Source organism: Buchnera aphidicola (Kurisakia onigurumii), from assembly GCF_039394605.1.
Classification (GTDB): domain Bacteria; phylum Pseudomonadota; class Gammaproteobacteria; order Enterobacterales; family Enterobacteriaceae; genus Buchnera_I; species Buchnera_I aphidicola_B.
This window is the reverse complement of sequence record NZ_CP135033.1, coordinates 481103-499803: the sequence shown is the minus strand read 5'-3', so window position 1 is coordinate 499803 and position 18701 is coordinate 481103. Positions and strand designations below refer to the sequence as shown.

The window sequence follows — 18701 nt, the reverse complement described above, 5'->3', positions numbered from 1 at the left end:
TTTTTTTAACAATTTTTTTATAAAATTTTAAAAATATTGTATATTCATGTAGAAAAATATACAATATTATTTATTTTGTGCAATATATATTACTATTTTTAAATATTTTTCAAAAAAAATTATTATGATGAATAATTTAAATGTACAGCAAAAAAATGTAATAAAAACTATACATCGACCTTGTTTAGTATTAGCTGGAGCTGGATCAGGAAAAACAAAAGTTATTACTGAAAAAATATATTATTTAATAAATAAATGTAACTATAATCCTAGTAAAATTTTAGCTATTACTTTTACTAATAAAGCAGCAAAAGAAATGCAAGATCGTATATGTAATGATTTTATCGTAAATCATTCTATGTCTAAAGTTTTAGTAACTACTTTTCATGCACTTGGTTTAAAAATAATACAATCAGGAATAAATCTTATTGAAAAAAAATCTAATTTTTCTATTATAAATGAAAATGATAAAAAAAAAATTTTAAAAAATATTACAAGATCTGTTTTATTTCAAGATTCTAATTTAATTAATAAACTAATTTTTTTTATATCTAGTTTAAAAAATAACTTATTAGATTATAAAAATGCTTATTTATCGAGAAAATATAATCATCAGAAAGATTTTTTATATTGTTATTCACTGTATGAAAAATATTTAAATAAAATACATTCTTTAGATTTTGATGATTTAGTTTTTTTTACTGTTTTATTATTGAAAAAAAATTTTAATTTTCGAATGTATTGGAAAAATAAAATAAGTTATTTATTAGTAGATGAATATCAGGATACTAATCGTAATCAGTACAAATTAATTACAATGTTGACTCAAAAAAACAATTTTACTTTAGTCGGTGATGATGATCAATCAATTTATTCTTGGAGAGGTTCAGATCCTAAAAATATACATTTAATAAAAAAAGATTTTCCTAAAATAAAAATAATATTTTTAGAAGAAAATTATCGATCTTCTAAGAGAATTTTAAATATTGCAAATACTTTGATTTCTAATAATATGCATTTTTTTAAAAAAAAAATGTTTTCTAATATACATAGTAATTTTTGTGCAAAAATATTTATAGCAGAAAATGAGACTGATGAAGTATTAACAGTAATTAATGAGATTAATTCGCATAAAATAGCGAGTAAAAGTTATTATGGAGAATATGCAATTTTATACAGGAATAATTATCAATCTAAAATATTTGAAAAAATTTTTGTTGAAAAAAAAATACCTTATGTAATTTATGGAAATACTTCTATTTTTAATTTTTATGAAATAAAAATATTAACGTATTATATTAGATTTATTGCAAATTTTTATGATGATGTTGCATTTTTAAAAATTGTCAATGTACCTTCAAGATTAATAGGAAAAACAACTTTATTAAAATTGAAAAATTTTGCTAAAGAAAATAATTGCAGTTTATATAATGCTAGTACGAATGTAAATTTTAAAAAAATTTTGAGTGTAAAAATTTTTGATCGTTTATCTAGATTTTGTACTTGGATAAAAAAAATTTCTACTTATGATGTACATAAAATATTAAAAAAAATTATATTAGAAATAAATTATAAAAATTGGATACAAAAAAATTGTGATAATAAATTTAAATTTGATACAATTTGGAAAAATGTAATATTTTTTGAAAAAATATTTTATGATATATGTAAAAAAGAGATACAAAAAAATAGAAAATGTAATTTATCACATATATTATCAAATATTTTAATTCATGTATCAAATGATTCACTTTCTATTAGTATAGATGAAATAAAAAATAGAGTTACATTAATGACTTTACATGCTTCGAAAGGTTTAGAATTTAATTTTGTTTTTATAGTAGGTATGGAAGAAAATATTCTTCCACATTATATTAGTATACAAAACAATAATATTGAAGAGGAGAGAAGATTAGCATACGTAGGAATTACTAGAGCAAAAAAACAATTATTTTTAACTTATTCTAAAAATCGTACTATTTTTGGACACAATCAATGTTCTTTACCTAGCAGGTTTATTAATGAATTACCAAAAAAAGATATTGTTTTTATTAAAAAAAATGAATACATTAAAAATAATTGTTTTATAAAAAATAAAAAAAATATTAACAAAATAAAAAAACTATTAAATTAGAAAGTATTTAATATTCAAATTTATGAATTAATTTTTGTAAGGAAAAAAAATGAATACAAATATTTATAAGATATCGGATAAAAATTTTTCTGAAAAAATCACAGAAGAAAAAAAGTTAGTATTAGTTGATTTTTGGGCAGATTGGTGCAATCCATGTAAGGTACTAATGCCTATATTAGAAGAAATATCTATAAAATATAAAGAAAAAGTAATATTTTATAAAATTAATATTGATGAAAATCCCAATACGGCACCTAAATATTCTATTAGAGGAATACCTACTTTATTATTATTCCATAAGTCTAATTTAATAGCTACTAAAGTTGGATCAATATCTATTTTTGAGTTAGAAGAGTTTTTAAATCTTCATATAAAAGAACTGTCTATATAATATAAAATATTTTTAATATGTTAAAAATAATAGATTTTATACAATAAATAATATATTATTGTCACATCAATATAAAATTTTTTATTCAAAATAAATATATTATTTTTACATATATTTTTAAATTAACAAAATATTAAAAATTTAAAAAAATTTTTTTATATTTTACTGCATTTAATCGCATTTCAAAAAAAATATTTCAAGTTAAACATGAACCCCACCATTATGAATCTTACCGAGCTTAAAAATACACCAGTTTCTGAACTTATAATTCTTGGCGAACAAATGGGATTGGAAAATTTAGCGCGTATGCGTAAACAAGACATTATTTTTGCAATTTTAAAGCAACATTCTAAAAGCGGAGAAGATATTTTTGGAAATGGAGTTTTAGAAATTTTACAAGATGGATTTGGATTTCTTCGATCAGCAGATAGTTCTTATTTAGCTGGACCTGACGATATTTATGTGTCTCCTAGTCAAATAAGAAGATTTAATTTACGAACAGGAGATACTATATCAGGAAAAATACGTCCTCCAAAAGAAGGGGAGCGATATTTTGCACTTTTAAAAGTTAATAAAGTTAATTATGATAAACCAGAAAATGCTAGAAGCAAAATTCTGTTTGAAAATTTAACTCCATTGCATGCTAATTCAAGACTTAGAATGGAAAGAGGTAATGGATCTACAGAAGATTTAACAGCAAGAGTATTAGATTTAGCTTCTCCTATTGGAAGAGGTCAAAGAGGTTTAATAGTAGCACCTCCTAAAGCAGGAAAAACTATTTTATTACAAAATATTGCTCAAAGTATTGCATACAATCATCCTGACTGTGTTTTAATGGTTCTTTTGATTGATGAAAGACCTGAAGAAGTTACAGAAATGCAAAGATTGGTAAAAGGAGAAGTAGTAGCATCTACATTTGATGAACCTGCTTCTAGACATGTGCAAGTAGCTGAAATGGTTATAGAAAAAGCTAAAAGATTAGTAGAACATAAAAAAGATGTAATAATATTATTAGATTCTATTACTCGATTGGCTAGAGCATATAATACTGTTGTACCTGCTTCAGGAAAAGTACTGACAGGAGGTGTAGATGCAAATGCATTACATCGACCGAAAAGATTTTTTGGAGCTGCGAGAAATGTAGAAGAAGGTGGTAGTTTAACTATTATTGCTACTGCTTTAATTGATACAGGTTCTAAAATGGATGAAGTTATATATGAAGAATTTAAAGGTACTGGAAATATGGAATTACCATTGTCTAGAAAAATTGCAGAAAAAAGAGTTTTTCCAGCAATTGATTATAATAGATCAGGTACAAGAAAAGAAGAATTATTAACTATTCCGGAAGAATTACAAAAAATGTGGATTTTGAGAAAAATTATACATCCTATGACCGAAATAGATGCAATGGAATTTTTAATTAATAAATTAGCTATGACAAAAACAAATGATGAATTTTTTGATATGATGAAAAGAGCCTAATTATTTTTAAAATTTAATTTTTTTAAATATTATAAATATATATTTGATTATTAAAAATTTTATCGTATAATGTAAATAATTATTTAAAAAAAAACAATTTTTTAAATTTTTTAATTACAAAATAATTTTTTTAATTTATAAAAATTTAATAAAATTATATTATAAAAAATAAAAAATGAATCACTAATACGCGCTTGTAGCTCAGTCTGGATAGAGCGATACCCTTCGAAGGTATATGTCTCAGGTTCGAATCCTGACAAGCGCAAAATATTTTTAATTTTGTAATTTTTATTTTTTTAATAATTATATTTTGATATGTACAGATATAATATTATATAATGGTGGTTATAGCTCAGTTGGTAGAGCTCTGGATTGTGATTCCAGTGGTCATGGGTTCAAATCCCATTAACCACCCAAAATTTTTATTAAAACGGCGAATAGCGCAGCTTGGTAGCGCAACTGGTTTGGGACCAGTAGGTCAGAGGTTCAAATCCTCTTTCGCCGAAAAAAGTATAGTATTTTTTTATAAATAAATTCATTATTTGAATATTTCAAAAAATATATTTTTTTCCATCCCAATTTTTTGGCTTTTTCCTTCATGTTTAAACCAATACAAAAAATTTTGCAATTTAATAACCAACTAATTTTATTTTTTTTATAAAATAAATTATATAAATGTATTAGTATATTATTACTAGTAACAATTAATGTATCAATTTTTGAAAAATCTATTTTTTTATTTTTTATTTTTGTATAAGAGTGAAAAACTTGTTGATAGCATTCTAATATACTTACATCACATCCATATTTTTCCAATTTTTTTTGTAATAATGTATTTCCATTATTTCCTTTTAATATCAGTATTTTTTTTTTTTAATATTTTTTTTTAATATTAATATTTTTAATAATTCTTCACTATTTTCTTTTTTTTTAGGATATTTTACTGGATAAGGAACATATTTTTTTAATATTAAGGATGAATGATAACCAATAGTATAAAAATATAATTTTTTAGGAAATTTAATTTTTTTTTCTTGTAATATACTTAATGTATATTTTATAGCTTGTTTAGAAACAAAAATAATTATACTTTTTTGTGGTAAATTTTTTATTATTTTTGGCAAAATATTTATTTCTTTTCCTTTTTTAAATGAAATAATTGGAAAAATATGACTTTTGATACCTTTTTTCAAAAATTTTTTCATTAAAATTTTTGCATCTAAAATAGGTCGAACAATTAAAATATTCATTGTGATTTTTTTTTTGTTTTTAAAAAATTGTCAACTATTTTTTTTGCGCCTTTATTAAGAATTTCTTTTGCTAAATGTTTCCCAATTTTTTTTGCTTCAAAAAAATTTCCTATTTTTTCTCCTTTTATAATATTTTCTCCGTTAGGAGATCCTATTAATCCTCGAAGAAACAATTTATTTTTTTTTAAAATAGCAAAACTTCCTATTGGAAATTGGCAACTAGAACCTATTTTTTTACAAAATGATCTTTCTGCTAATGTACGTAAATAACTTTTTTTATGATTTATTTTTTTTATTAAAAAATTTATTTTATTGTCATCTAATTTAGATTGAATGCCTATTGATCCTTGTCCACAAGATGGTAATAATATTGTAGGACTAATTATTTCATTAATTCGACATTTTAATTTTAATCTTTTTAATCCTGCTACAGCTAAAATGATTGCATCATATTTTCCTTGATCTAATTTTTTTAATCTAGTTTCTATATTACCTCGTATAGGTGTAATTAATAAATCAGGTCTTAAAAATAATAATTGACATTTTCTTCTTGCGCTGGATGTTCCAATAACTGATCCTTGTGGTAATTCCTGCAATGTTTGATATTTATTTGATACAAATGCATCTAAAGGATTTTCTCGCTTACAGATTCCTGATAAGATTAGTTTGGGATGCATTTGTATAGGCATATCTTTAGTGGAATGAATTGCAATATCTGCTTTATTTTGTAGTAAAGCTATTTCTAATTCTTCTACAAATAATCTTTTAGTGTCAATATAATTTTTTTTGAATTTTTTAAAAATTATATCTCCTTTGGTTTGAATCGGAATTAACTGAATTTTTAATTTAGGATTAATACAATATAATTTTTTTTGTACATATTTAGTTTGTGCTAAAGCTAAAGGGCTTTTTCTAGTAATTATTTTTAACATTGTATAAAATATTTTAAAGTTGATTATATATTTTTAATAAAAAATTAATTTTTTAAAAATATTATATTGTGATGATATCTTCTTGTAGTTCTTTTTTAAATATTTTTTTTAATAAAACCCAAATATTTATATTATTTCTAATACAAATCCATTTTTTTTTTTTTAATGCAAAATGATAACCTTGTTTTGTTGTTGCCATCCATATTTGTTGTAAATATTCTTGTTTATTAATAATAATTTTTTTCTCATTAATAAAGATTGTGAAAATATTTTGGTTCATTTCATAATCTAGATTTTTATTTCCTGAATAATCATCTATTATTTTTTCTATTTTTAATGTTATTTCTAAAAATAATTTATTAAAATTATTTTTTTTTATTACACATGTATTGTTCATATTTAATAACTTAATTTTTAATGTAAAATTTTTTAAATAGTATTAGATGAAATATTTTTTAAATTTTAATAAAATATGTAATATAACAAAATATAATATAACACAGGTATAGATAAATAGTATATGAAATATGTTTTATAATGATTTTAATATTAACAATTAATAAGAGATAAAAGATGATTATTAGTAAAAAAACATCTTTGAAAAATAATAAAAAAAAAATATATTTTTCTAAGATGCATGGAACAGGAAATGATTTTGTTGTTATTAACAATATTAAAAATAATAATTTTTTTTCTAATGTAACAATTAAAAATCTTTCTAATAGAAATACAGGAATTGGATTTGATCAATTTTTATTATTGGAAAACTCAAAAATAAAAAATATAGATTTTTTCTATCGTATATTTAATTCAAATGGTAAAGAAGTATATCAATGTGGAAACGGAGTGAGATGTATCGCAAAATTTATTTTTATAGAAAATGTTAGCAGTAAGAAAAAAATTTGTGTTAGTACAAAAAAATCTATTATGTTTTTAGAGTTTTTTGATAAAAATAACATAAAAGTTAATATGGGAATTCCTATTTTTAAAAATGAATTAATACCTTTTCAAATTAATCAAGATAAAAAAAAGTATTTTATTCAATTTAATAACAAAAAAATTCATTTTTATGTTGTATCTATGGGAAATCCTCATTGTGTTATTTTAGTAAAAGATATAAATAGAATTAAAATAGATATTATTGGTAAATTTTTTAACGAAAATATTTATTTTCCAAAAGGAGTAAATGTTAATTTTGTAGAAATAATTGACCGAAATAATATAAAATTACGAGTATATGAAAGAGGTGTAGGAGAAACTTTATCTTGTGGTAGTGGTGCATGTGCTTCTGTAGCAATAGGAATTTTAAATAATTTTTTAAATAAAACAGTAAGAGTGAGTTTAAAAGGAGGAGATTTAAATATATTATGGAATGGTGAACCCTATTCCTTATATATGATTGGTCCAGCTAGTATGGTATATAAAGGATTTTTTTATTTATAAAATTATTTAATTATTATAATAATAATGTTTAATTTTTTCATAAAAAAATAAATAAAAAATTTATTATAATTATTTGGAAGGAATATATTTTGATTCAATTACGAAGAACAAAAGAATATACAGAGAAAAAAGAAAATATTCAGAATAATCAAAAAATTCTTAAATTTTTTTTTACAAAAGTAAAAAATAGTAAATTTATTAATAAAAATACAAAAGAATTTAATAAAGTAATTTTTTCTTTATTCCTAGCAGGGTTTTCTACTTTTTCAATATTATATTGTGTACAACCAATATTGCCTATTTTTTCACAAAAATTTCATTTAAATACAGTAGAAAGTGGATTATCTCTGTCTGTTGCTACTTTTATGATGGCGATTGGTATGTTATTCAGTGGTTTTTTATCTGATTATTTTGGTAGAAAGATTGTTATGTCAGTGTCTTTGATTATTTCTTCGTTATTGACGATATTATGTTTTCAAATGGATAGTTGGATGGAAATCATTTTAATGCGATCTTTGATAGGATTAACTTTAAGTGGTGTAGTTGGGGTTGCTATGTCCTATCTTAGCGAAGAAATTCATCCTAAGGTTCTAGGTTTTACTATGGGTTTGTATATTAGTGGAAACACAATAGGTGGTTTATTTGGACGTGTTTTATCTGGTTTTACAGCTCATTATTTTTCTTGGGAAATTGCTTTTTTTATAGTTGGAATAGTTTCATTTTTTTCTTCGATCACATTTATTTATTTATTACCTAATTCTAAAAATTTTTTTTCTAGTCCAATTAACCAAAATAGATTTTTTAATAATATATTTACACAGTGTCGAGATAGTGTATTGTCAGTTTTGTTTATCATCGGATTTACTATTATGGGTAGTTTTATTACTTTATTTAATTATATTACTTATAGATTAATGACATATCCTTTTCATTTAAATCAGATGACAATAGCTTCAATTTCTTTAATATATTTAACTGGTGTATATACTTCTCCAAAAGCAGGAACTTTAATTAGTAAATATGGAAGAAAAAATATTTTAATTATATCTTTATTATCTATGATTTTTGGAGTATTAATCACGCAATTAAATTTTACTATTTTTATAGTTATAGGATTAATTATTTTTTCTTCAGGATTTTTTGCTGCTCATTCTGTTTCAAGTAGTTGGATTGGTGTTGCAGCTAATAAATCTAGAGGTCAAGCAGCTTCTTTATATTTATTTTTTTATTATTTAGGATCTAGTGTATGTAGTACTTTAGGTGGTTTATTTTGGTATTTAGGTCATTGGTTAGGAATTTCGATATTTATTATTTTTTTATTAATATTAGGAATAAAGTTGATATCGCGTCTTAAAAATACGTACTGATAATATTTTATTATAAAAAAATTTTATTTTTTTAAAATAGGTTGATATATATCAAATCTATGTTTTTTACTAAATATACTATTTTTAGTTTTAATATTTCCTATATAAGATCCGTTTAATGGTCTTTTTACTACTATTTTTTTACAATTAATATTTCTTGCAATAAATATTAATTTATTTGAATCTTGATCTTTATTTTTTATGATTTTATTTAAGAATTGCATATCTTTTTTTGGATTAGATTTTCTTTTTTTTATACAATACATCGGATCTATATAAATTACTTCAGGTTTGACTGTAAAAGATATGTTAGAAATATTGAAGCTAGATTCAAAAAAAAATTTTATTCTTGATTTAACCCATTTTCCAATTTTAGGGTTTTTATATGCTCTATGTAATGCATTATTTAACAGAATAAAAATTATTGGATTTCTTTCTAACATCAGAACATGACAACCTGAAGCAGCTAATATAAAAGAATCTCTACCTAAACCTGCAGTCATGTCTAATACATTAGGATAAGGATTGTTTTTTATTTTTATAGCTTGAATGAGAGATTCTTTTTTTCTATTGTTTATTCTATAAGAAATTTTTTTATTAGTAAAATCAATATAGAAATTTCCCAGTTTTGGATTTTGAGTATCGTATAATTTTATTTTTTTTTTATTTAAAATTAATTTAATATTAGAATTTATATTTATATTAATTCCTAGTTTTATTAAATAATTATAAAATCTACTATTTTCTTTTATATTTTGTATTGATATTTCCATGTTTTAATTTTTTTATTTTTTTTAGAATTATAATATTTTTAAATTATTTTAACATAAATTTTTTGTGTATTTTGTTAAAAAATATAATTTAAAAAAAAATATAAAAATTTCAATAAAAAACTTGACTAATAAAAAAAGTTGAATAAAAATACAAATAAAAGAAATAACGAATTAAGGATTCAATATGATTTCATTAGAAAAATTACAAAAAAATAATACTTCATATTATACAGATAAAGAACAAGATTATATTTTTAATATTCAAAAATCAGAATATCTAATTCCGGATTCTGAAATAAAAAAAAACAAAAAAATTATTACAGAAAAAAGTACTGTCATTACTATTATTCCAGAAGATAAACCTTTTATATATAGAGCTATAAGAAATAATAAATTTGACACTGTAGAAAAAATTGACAAAGATTTTTTAATTAAAAAAAATAAAAAATGTAAAAAGAAAAATGCAATAAATCATGAAACATCTCCTTTACAAGAATATGTATTAATTAATCAGATATCTCATAATTCTAAAAAAAATAAACGTATTCATAAATTTTATTCAAATAATAAATGTATACACCATAAAAAAAATAATCTTCATATAAAACATAATAAAAAAAATTCATTTAATAGTAAATATACAAATAATCAATTAAATATTAAAAAAAATTCTATTAATTCAAAATATAATGACTTTTCAATACAAGAAAAAAAATATGAATCTAATGACAATCATTGGAATTTACCAATTGTATTTAATGAATTTAGAAAAGATAAAAAAATTAATTATACGAATAATTTAAAAAAATTTATCAATATGTTAGAGAAAAGAATTATTTTGTCTTTAAAAATTGATAAATTAAAAAAAAAAATAAAAAATGAATCTATATACAAAGATGAAAAATCAAACTTTTTAACATCTATTTCTATTTCATGTTGTAATTTATTAAATAAAATAATTAGTACTAATCATGAAGAAAATAGTAAAAAAATATATCCTATATTAAAATTATTAAAATCATCTTTAGTTCCTATTAATATTTTGCAAGAAATAAAAAATTCTTTTGATTCAATATATAAAGAAGATAAAAAAAATAAATTTTATTTGTTTGATCAAGTTGATTCAGTAAAAAATAATAAATTTTATTATAAAAAACATAAAAGATTAGATCTGAGAAGAGAATTTATAAAAAATATAAATAAAAACATTAAAAAGTATAATTTTCAAAAAAATAAATCAAATCAATTAAATAAAAAAATTTATTGGAAGTGTTTAGATACTATTAATTCTAGTTCTGAATTTTTTGATTTTCAAAAAATATATCAAAAATCTTTTAAGAAATTAAAAAAAACAAAAGCATTTAAGCATGAATTTTTAAATAATTTTAATAATTCATATTATAGCATTAACGGAAAAGATTTAACTTCTGATTCTATACCTAAATTTGTAAAAGAATTCAAAAATACTGTTAAAGATCCAGAATTACAACAATTAATTTCTTTATATGCTAATGAAGATGTATTAAATCCAGCATATTTAAAATTATTACAAGATAATCAGAAATTATTAAAATATACTCCTACTACTCCTAATTTTCATTATAAAATAAAAATTTTAGATCCTAACACTATTAAAATAATTGCAGTAAATACAGGTTTATTAGAAAAAAATCCTTCAAGTTTAGATAAAAATGATTCTAATACTAAAATGTTTTGTATAAAAAGTGTATTAACAGTTTCAAAAACAGGTACACCAAATTTTCATTATTCTTATGCTATGAACCAATAAAATTTTTTTATTATATTTAATAAAATTTAAAAACTATTCAATATACATATATTTTAAAAAATAAAAATATAAAACATAAAAACTATAAAGATTTAATCTTTATAGTTTTTATTTCTTAAATAAAAAATAAATTTAAAAAATATAATTAATTTTTTTATATAAAAATATTTTTTTAAAAACTTTTATAAATTGAAAATGAAAATTTTTTTACATAAATCCAAAATAATTAATAAAATTCGATTGTTTTTTCATGAAAAAAATATTCTTGAAGTAGATACTCCTAGTTTATCTAGAAATACAGTTACAGATTCCAATTTATTTCCATTTAAAACATTTTTTAAATTAGAAAATGATACTGATAAAAAATTACCTTTATGGTTAGTTACAAGTCCAGAATATCATATGAAACGATTACTTTCTAAAGGTATAGGACCCATATATCAAATTTGTCATAGTTTTAGGAATTCGGAATATGGAAAAAATCATAATCATGAATTTTTAATGTTAGAGTGGTATTTACCTTTTTATGATATGTTTGAACTTATGTATGAAGTTAACATTTTTTTACAAGAAATACTTAATTGTCGTAAAGCAGAAATTATTTCGTATAAAAAAATATTTATAAAATATCTTAATATAAATCCATTTGATCCTGATTTAAAACGTATTATAAAAGTTTCTAAAAAATTAGGTATACATTCTTCTATTCTAAAAGAAAAAGATTTTAAATCTATTTTTGATTCTTTATTTTTTTTAGGTATTGAACCGTATATTGGAAAATCTAATCCTATAATGGTTTATCATTTTCCATATTGGCACTCTTCTTTGGCTAAATTAAATTTTAATGATTTTCGGCTTTCTGATAGATTTGAAGTATATTTTAAAGGTTTAGAATTGGGTAATGGTTTTTGTGAACTAATAGATTATTATGAACAAAAAGAAAGATTTAAACAGGATATTATAGATAGGAAGAAAAAAAAATTATCTACAGTAAAAATTGATTATCGATTTTTAAACGTTTTAAAAAATAAATTACCTCCTTGTTCTGGTATTGCAATAGGGTTAGATAGATTAATTATGATAATTTTAGGTTTAAAAAATATAAGAGATGTAATTTATTTTAATTTTAATAATTGTTGATTAAATATTTAATATATATTTTATGAAAATATATTACCAATAATGTTCAATTGTAATATTCCCTGGTTCTCTACGTAGATTTTTTTTTAAAAAATATTTTTCTACTAATATTTTATTAGTTTGTTTAACCATATTAGGATTTCCACATAGCATTATATGAGTATTGTCTTTATTAATAAATACTCCTATTTTTTTTTCTATTATTTTTTCTTGTAATAAAAATGGAATTCTGCCATACAAAGTATTAATTTTTTTTTCTCTACTTAAAATTATTTGAATATATAATTTTCCTTTATATTTTTTTTTTAGTTTATTTAGTAATTTAAGATAATTTAAATCTTTATAATATCGAACTGCATATATTAAAATTATTTTTTTAAATTTTTTATTAATATTTTTTTTATATTGTAATATAGATAAATATGGTCCAATAGCAGTACCTGTAGCAATCATCCAAATATTTTCACATGTTGGAATTTCTTCGATTGTGAAAAAACCAAAAGAATTTTTGTATATTTGTAATATATCATTTTTTTTTAGTTGATATAATTTAGTAGTTAATTTTCCATTTGGTATCAAAACAATATAAAATTCAATATTTTTATTATTAGGAGGGTTAACATATGAATATGCTCTTTGTATGGTTTCCTTAGAATCATCATATTTCATAACGATTCTGTTAAATTGACCAGGAATAAAATTATTTATAGAAGATTTTAATCTTATACTAAATAATTTTTCGCTCCATTTTTTTATTTTTGTTATTTTAGCATTAATTAATTTATTCATATTCAGTAACCTGTTTTTAAATTTTTTATACAACAAGTTTCCTGTCTCAGATTCATTCTGAGAAGGATACCTATTGTTTAAATAGAATAATATAGAGCATATTATAAAATAAATCTACTGAGATCTTCATTAGATACTAATTTATCTAGATGTTGTGATACATAATTGGAATTAATTTTTATAGTTTCACCATTTTTTTCATTAGCATGAAAAGATATATCTTCCATTAAATATTCTAAAACAGTATATAATCTACGAGCACCTATATTTTCCATAGATTCATTTACTTGCCAAGCAGCTTTTGCAATTTTTCTTATTCCTTTTTTTGTAAAATTAATTATTACTCCTTCTGTATGCATTAAAGCTGTATATTGTAAAGTTAAAGATGATTTAGGTTCTGTTAAAATTTTTTCAAAGTCATTTACAGTTAAAGCTTTTAATTCTACTCTGACAGGTAGTCTACCTTGTAGTTCTGGTATTAAATCAGAAGGTTTGGATATTTGAAAAGCACCAGAAGCAATAAATAAAATATGATCAGTTTTAACTATTCCATGTTTAGTAGATACTGTACATCCTTCTACTAAAGGAAGCAAATCTCTTTGAACACCTTCTCTAGAAATGTCAGAACCTGAATTATTATGACCACTTCTTTTACATATTTTATCTATTTCGTCAATAAAAACAATTCCATTTTGTTCTACTTGATGTATCGCTTCTCTTTTTATTTCTTCGAAATTAATCATTTTAGCAGATTCTTCTTCTATTAATAATTTCATTGCATCTTTTATTTTTAATTTTCTTGTATTTTTCTTTGTACCTCCTAAATTTTGAAATAAGGATTGTAATTGATTAGTTAATTCTTCCATACCAGGTGGAGCCATTATTTCTACACCTAAAGGAGAACTAGACACATTAATTTTGATTTCTTTATCGTCTAATTTTCCTTCTCGTAATTTTTTTCTAAATACTTCAATTGTTGTCTTTGGTCTTTCATTTTTTTGTTCTGTTTTTTTCCAATCTTTGTTTAGAGAAGGTACTAATAAGTCTAAAATTTTATCTTCAGCTATTTCAGAAGCACGTTTTTTATTATTTTTAATTTTTTTTATTTTAATTATTTTTACAGCTATATCTGTTAAATCTCTAATTATAGAATCTACTTCTTTTCCTACATAACCTACTTCAGTAAATTTTGTAGCTTCTATTTTTATAAAAGGTGCTTTTGCTAATTTTGCTAATCTTTTGGCTATTTCAGTTTTTCCTACACCTGTTGGTCCAATCATTAATATATTTTTGGGTATAACTTCGCAACGTAATTCTTTATTTAATTGCATACGACGCCATCTATTTCTTAAAGCAATAGCAACAGCTTTTTTTGCTTTTTTTTGACCAATAATAAATTTGTTTAGTTCTTTAACTATTTCACGAGGAGACATATCATACATCTGAATAACCCTTACTTTTTTGAATGTATTTCTGTAATAGTGAAATTATGATTTGTATATATGCAAATATCTGCAGCTATATTTAATGATTTAGTGACAATTTCTTTTGCATTAAGATTGGTATTGTCTAATAATGCATAAGCAGATGATTGTGCATAAGAACCTCCTGAACCTATAGCTATTACATCTCTTTCTGGTTGAATGACATCACCTGTTCCTGTTATAATAAGTGAATTTTCACAATCAGCTACTGCTAATAAAGCTTCTAGTTTTCTTAATATTTTATCGCTTCTCCAGTCTTTAGCAAGTTCTATAGCAGACCGTTTTAATTGACCTTGATACATATCTAATTTTTTTTCAAATAGTTCAAATAAAGTAAAAGCATCTGCTGTTCCTCCAGCAAATCCTACTATTACTTGATTTTTATATAATGATCTTATTTTTTTTACATTACTTTTTATGATTGTATTTCCTAAAGTAGCTTGTCCATCTCCACCAATTACAACTTTATTTTTTAATCTAACACTGAGTATTGTTGTCACAATGTTGTCTCTTTTTTTATTTTTTTTTTTTAAATTGTCAAAAAAAAAAAAAATATATTTTAATGAGTTTATTGTATTTAATATTTTTAAATATTTATATTTTTGTATAATTATTTTTAATTAGAAAAATATTCTAAATAATTTTTTTTTTTGAGATAGGAATGTTATATAAAATATATTATTTAAAATGTACATGTATAAATAATATTGGTACTATAATTAGTATAGTATAGATTTTATTTTTTATTTATTCAAAATTATATTTTGAAATATATATTTTAAATTATAAAAAATATTAAAATATATTTATGTAATACTAAATTATAAATAATAATAACATATTAGGAAAAATTTATGAAAAAAAATATTCATCCTGAGTATAACAAAATTATTGCTATATGCTCTTGTGGAAATAAATTGAATTTGTTTTCTACAATAAAAAAAAATATTTCATTAGATGTGTGTTCTAATTGTCATCCTTTTTATACAGGAAAACAAAGAACAACAGATATTGGAGGAAGAATTGAAAAATTTAATAAAAAATTTAAACATATTTTAACAAAATAAATTTTTTATATATATTTTTATGAGATATTATTTTTTATATTTTTAATCATTGTATTTTTTAAAATAATTTTGTTATAGCGGGAAACGAGATTTGAACTCGTGACCCCAACCTTGGCAAGGTTGTACTCTACCAACTGAGCTATTCCCGCAAAAAATTTTTTATAAAAAAACTATATTAACATAAAATAAATCATATTCAAGATATATACTAATAAAAGTTTATTTATTTCATATTTTTAAAGAAATTTTTTTTATAAAACATTAATTCTTTGATAGATAAATAAATATCATCTATAGCTGAATGAGAAATATTTTTCTTTATTTTTTTTATAATTTCTTTTTTTTCTGGATACCAACGTAGTATTAATTCTTTTAATGTACTAACATCAATATTTCTATAGTGAAAATGAGATTCTAGTTTTGGCATATATTTTAATAAAAATCTTCTATCTTGACTTATTGTATTCCCACACATAGGAGATTCATTTTTTATTGTCCATTTTTTTAAAAAATTAATAGTTTTTTTTTCAGCTATTTTTTCATTATATTTGCTTTCTTTAATTTTTTTTATTAATCCATTTTTAGTATGAGTAAAAAAATTCCATGAGTCCATTGATTCAATAACATATTTTTTTTGAAAAATTGGAATTACAGGTCCTTGCGCAATAATTTTTAAATCAATATTTGTTATTACAGTAGCAATTTCTATAATAAAATTTTTTTCTGGTTTTAACCCTGTCATTTCTAAATCAATCCATATTAGATTTTTATTAATTTTTTTATTTTTTTTCATTTTTTATATATATATAGTTGATATAACTTTTTTTTAAAATTATAATTTCAATTAATACAAAATATGTTTTTTAAAAAAATAATTTTTTATATTAAATTTTAATATTTATTGTTAAATTTATAAAAATAAAAATTATATAAAATATTTATTTAATTATTAAATTACGAGATTAAATATGAAATATATAGATCCTATTAGTACTCATTCTTGGAAAAATTTGTGTATTCATTTTAAAGATATGAAAAATGTTCATATAAAAGATTTATTTTTTCAAGATTCTGAAAGATGTAAAAAATTTTTAATTAATTTCAATAATATAATTTATTTAGATTATTCTAAAAATAGAATTACAGATACTACATTGCAATATTTATTTCAATTAGCTAAAGAATTATTTTTAAAAACAGAAATTAAAAATATGTTTAGTGGAAAAAAAATAAATAAAACTGAAAATCAATCTGTTTTACATATTGCATTAAGAAATAGAAATAATAGTCCTATTTATGTAAATAATAAAAATGTTATGCATGATATTAATATAGTTTTATCGAAAATGAAAAATTTTTCTGAATCTGTTATTAATGGAAATTTAAGAGGATTTTCTAAAAAAAAAATTACTGATGTTGTTAATATTGGAATTGGAGGATCCGATTTAGGTCCTTATATGGTTACTGAGTCTTTAAAACTATATAAAAATCATTTAAAGGTACATTTTGTTTCGAATTTAGATGGAAAGCATTTGTTAGATGTATTAAAAATTGTCAATCCCGATACTACTATTTTTTTAATAGTATCGAAAACTTTTAATACAGAAGAAACTATTTTAAATTATTTAAATGCAAAAGAATGGTTTCTAAAAAAAAATAAAATAAAAAATAAAGAATTGTTAAATTTTCATTTTTTTGCTGTATCAGAAAATACAAAAAAAGTGAATTCATTAGGAATACCTAATGAAAATATTTTTAAATTTTGGAAGTGGGTAGGAGGTCGGTATTCTTTATGGTCTGCAGCAGGTTTATCTATTGCTTTATCTATAGGTTTTGATAATTTTTTAAAATTATTAGATGGTGCTCATGATATGGATAATCATTTTTTACATACTAAAATTGAGAAAAATATTCCTATAATATTAGCATTAATTAGTTTTTGGTATTCGAATTTTTTTTTATCAGAAACTGAATGTATACTTCCTTATGATCAAAATTTACATCGATTTCCAGCGTATTTACAACAAGCAAATATGGAATCAAATGGAAAATCAATAAATCGTTTAGGAAGAAAAATTAGTTGTCAATCTAGCCCTATTATTTGGGGAGAACCAGGAACTAATGGGCAGCATGCTTTTTATCAGTTATTACATCAAGGTACAAAATTAATTCCATGTGATTTTATTATTCCTATATTTGATGATAAATCTCCTTATAATAATCATGTTAGATTAGTATCACATTTCATTGCTCAAACACAAGCTTTGGCGTTTGGAAATTCTTCCAAAGAAGTTTATCAAGAATTGCATGATCTTGGTTATAATAAAAAAGAAATTAATTTTATTCTTCCTTTTAAGTTATTTTCAGGAAATAATCCTACTAATTCTATTGTTCTTAAAAAAATAACTCCTAGTATTTTAGGTTCTTTAATATGTTTATATGAACATAAAATTTTTGTACAAGGAATATTATCAAATATTTTTAGTTTTGATCAATGGGGTGTAGAATTAGGAAAAAATTTATCAAAAAAAATTTATGCTAATTTAAATAATAATAAAAAAATTAAAGAATATGATTCTTCTACTAATTATTTAGTTAATTTATATAAAAAAAATATTTATAATAATTAATTGTACTGAATATATGAAATATTTAATTAA

18 protein-coding genes and 4 tRNA genes are annotated in these 18701 nt (G+C 21.0%); 12 read left to right on the top strand and 10 right to left on the bottom strand.

Annotated features, from left to right (window positions below; translation table 11 throughout):
* Positions 1-127: 127 nt before the first annotated feature.
* From RJU59_RS02365 to RJU59_RS02340, 6 genes are all read left to right on the top strand, one after another.
* Complete coding sequence (locus tag RJU59_RS02365; RefSeq protein WP_343155144.1) at positions 128-2134, top strand: UvrD-helicase domain-containing protein; 2007 nt, start codon at positions 128-130, stop codon at positions 2132-2134.
* 49 nt (positions 2135-2183) lie between these two features.
* Positions 2184-2525, top strand: coding sequence for a thioredoxin (trxA, locus tag RJU59_RS02360; RefSeq protein ID WP_343128598.1), 342 nt, complete (start codon positions 2184-2186; stop codon positions 2523-2525).
* A gap of 222 nt (positions 2526-2747) precedes the next feature.
* A complete protein-coding gene (gene rho / locus RJU59_RS02355) occupies positions 2748-4007 on the top strand; it encodes a transcription termination factor Rho (protein WP_343128597.1) in 1260 nt (419 codons plus the stop codon).
* Positions 4008-4197: 190 nt separating this feature from the next.
* Positions 4198-4272: transfer RNA gene (locus tag RJU59_RS02350), tRNA-Arg, on the top strand.
* A 76-nt stretch (positions 4273-4348) separates the two neighbouring features.
* Positions 4349-4421, top strand: a tRNA-His gene (locus tag RJU59_RS02345).
* Between the two features lie 17 nt (positions 4422-4438).
* Positions 4439-4512: transfer RNA gene (locus RJU59_RS02340), tRNA-Pro, on the top strand.
* Here the strand turns inward: RJU59_RS02340 and RJU59_RS02470 are convergent.
* From RJU59_RS02470 to cyaY, 4 genes are read right to left on the bottom strand one after another with little or no spacing between them, the layout of a single operon-like run.
* Positions 4494-4823 carry a uroporphyrinogen-III synthase gene (locus tag RJU59_RS02470; protein ID WP_428994237.1) on the bottom strand — a complete coding sequence of 110 codons (330 nt, stop codon included), beginning with the start codon at positions 4821-4823 and terminating at the stop codon, positions 4494-4496. The genes RJU59_RS02340 and RJU59_RS02470 overlap by 19 nt on opposite strands.
* 41 nt (positions 4824-4864) lie before the next feature.
* Positions 4865-5257: a uroporphyrinogen-III synthase gene (locus RJU59_RS02335; protein WP_343128596.1), complete on the bottom strand. Its 393-nt coding sequence runs from the start codon at positions 5255-5257 to the stop codon at positions 4865-4867.
* Positions 5254-6201 carry a hydroxymethylbilane synthase gene (gene hemC, locus RJU59_RS02330; protein ID WP_343155333.1) on the bottom strand — a complete coding sequence of 316 codons (948 nt, stop codon included), beginning with the start codon at positions 6199-6201 and terminating at the stop codon, positions 5254-5256. Before hemC ends, RJU59_RS02335 begins: the two co-directional genes overlap by 4 nt.
* 49 nt (positions 6202-6250) lie before the next feature.
* Positions 6251-6586 (bottom strand): iron donor protein CyaY, encoded by a 336-nt coding sequence (cyaY, locus tag RJU59_RS02325; RefSeq protein WP_343128595.1) that lies wholly within the window; start codon positions 6584-6586, stop codon positions 6251-6253.
* Positions 6587-6762: 176 nt separating this feature from the next.
* On the opposite strand from cyaY, the gene dapF reads away from it, so the two are divergent.
* Together dapF and RJU59_RS02315 are read left to right on the top strand one after the other, a co-directional pair.
* Positions 6763-7632 (top strand): diaminopimelate epimerase, encoded by an 870-nt coding sequence (dapF, locus tag RJU59_RS02320; RefSeq protein WP_343155143.1) that lies wholly within the window; start codon positions 6763-6765, stop codon positions 7630-7632.
* A gap of 89 nt (positions 7633-7721) precedes the next feature.
* Entirely contained in the window at positions 7722-8999 is a 1278-nt protein-coding gene (locus RJU59_RS02315) for an MFS transporter (RefSeq protein ID WP_343155142.1), read from the top strand.
* Between the two features lie 23 nt (positions 9000-9022).
* Here the strand turns inward: RJU59_RS02315 and RJU59_RS02310 are convergent, their stop codons facing one another.
* Positions 9023-9772, bottom strand: coding sequence for a class I SAM-dependent methyltransferase (locus tag RJU59_RS02310; protein WP_343155141.1), 750 nt, complete (start codon positions 9770-9772; stop codon positions 9023-9025).
* A 184-nt stretch (positions 9773-9956) separates the two neighbouring features.
* Here RJU59_RS02310 and RJU59_RS02305 point away from each other — a divergent pair, with 184 nt between their 5' ends.
* Both RJU59_RS02305 and epmA read left to right on the top strand, forming a co-directional pair.
* A complete protein-coding gene (locus tag RJU59_RS02305; RefSeq protein WP_343155140.1) occupies positions 9957-11561 on the top strand; it encodes a hypothetical protein in 1605 nt (534 codons plus the stop codon).
* 195 nt (positions 11562-11756) lie between these two features.
* Positions 11757-12701: an elongation factor P--(R)-beta-lysine ligase gene (gene epmA / locus RJU59_RS02300; protein WP_343155139.1), complete on the top strand. Its 945-nt coding sequence runs from the start codon at positions 11757-11759 to the stop codon at positions 12699-12701.
* Between the two features lie 33 nt (positions 12702-12734).
* On the opposite strand, the gene RJU59_RS02295 is transcribed toward epmA, so the two are convergent.
* The 3 genes from RJU59_RS02295 to hslV all read right to left on the bottom strand — a co-directional run bounded on the left by RJU59_RS02295 (position 12735) and on the right by hslV (position 15474).
* Positions 12735-13490, bottom strand: a complete 756-nt coding sequence (locus tag RJU59_RS02295; RefSeq protein ID WP_343155138.1) for an FAD-binding oxidoreductase — start codon at positions 13488-13490, stop codon at positions 12735-12737.
* A 101-nt stretch (positions 13491-13591) separates the two neighbouring features.
* On the bottom strand, positions 13592-14932 hold the full coding sequence (hslU, locus tag RJU59_RS02290) for an HslU--HslV peptidase ATPase subunit (protein WP_343128588.1): 1341 nt from the start codon (positions 14930-14932) through the stop codon (positions 13592-13594).
* Positions 14933-14943: 11 nt separating this feature from the next.
* Positions 14944-15474: an ATP-dependent protease subunit HslV gene (gene hslV / locus RJU59_RS02285; RefSeq protein WP_343128587.1), complete on the bottom strand. Its 531-nt coding sequence runs from the start codon at positions 15472-15474 to the stop codon at positions 14944-14946.
* A 354-nt stretch (positions 15475-15828) separates the two neighbouring features.
* Here hslV and rpmE point away from each other — a divergent pair, with 354 nt between their 5' ends.
* Positions 15829-16041: a 50S ribosomal protein L31 gene (rpmE, locus tag RJU59_RS02280; RefSeq protein WP_343128586.1), complete on the top strand. Its 213-nt coding sequence runs from the start codon at positions 15829-15831 to the stop codon at positions 16039-16041.
* A gap of 76 nt (positions 16042-16117) precedes the next feature.
* Here rpmE and RJU59_RS02275 read toward each other — a convergent pair.
* A tRNA-Gly gene (locus RJU59_RS02275) sits at positions 16118-16190 on the bottom strand.
* 74 nt (positions 16191-16264) lie between these two features.
* A complete protein-coding gene (gene orn / locus RJU59_RS02270) occupies positions 16265-16834 on the bottom strand; it encodes an oligoribonuclease (RefSeq protein WP_343155137.1) in 570 nt (189 codons plus the stop codon).
* Positions 16835-17009: 175 nt separating this feature from the next.
* Here orn and pgi point away from each other — a divergent pair, with 175 nt between their 5' ends.
* Positions 17010-18671, top strand: a complete 1662-nt coding sequence (gene pgi / locus RJU59_RS02265; RefSeq protein WP_343155136.1) for a glucose-6-phosphate isomerase — start codon at positions 17010-17012, stop codon at positions 18669-18671.
* Positions 18672-18701 lie beyond the last annotated feature (30 nt).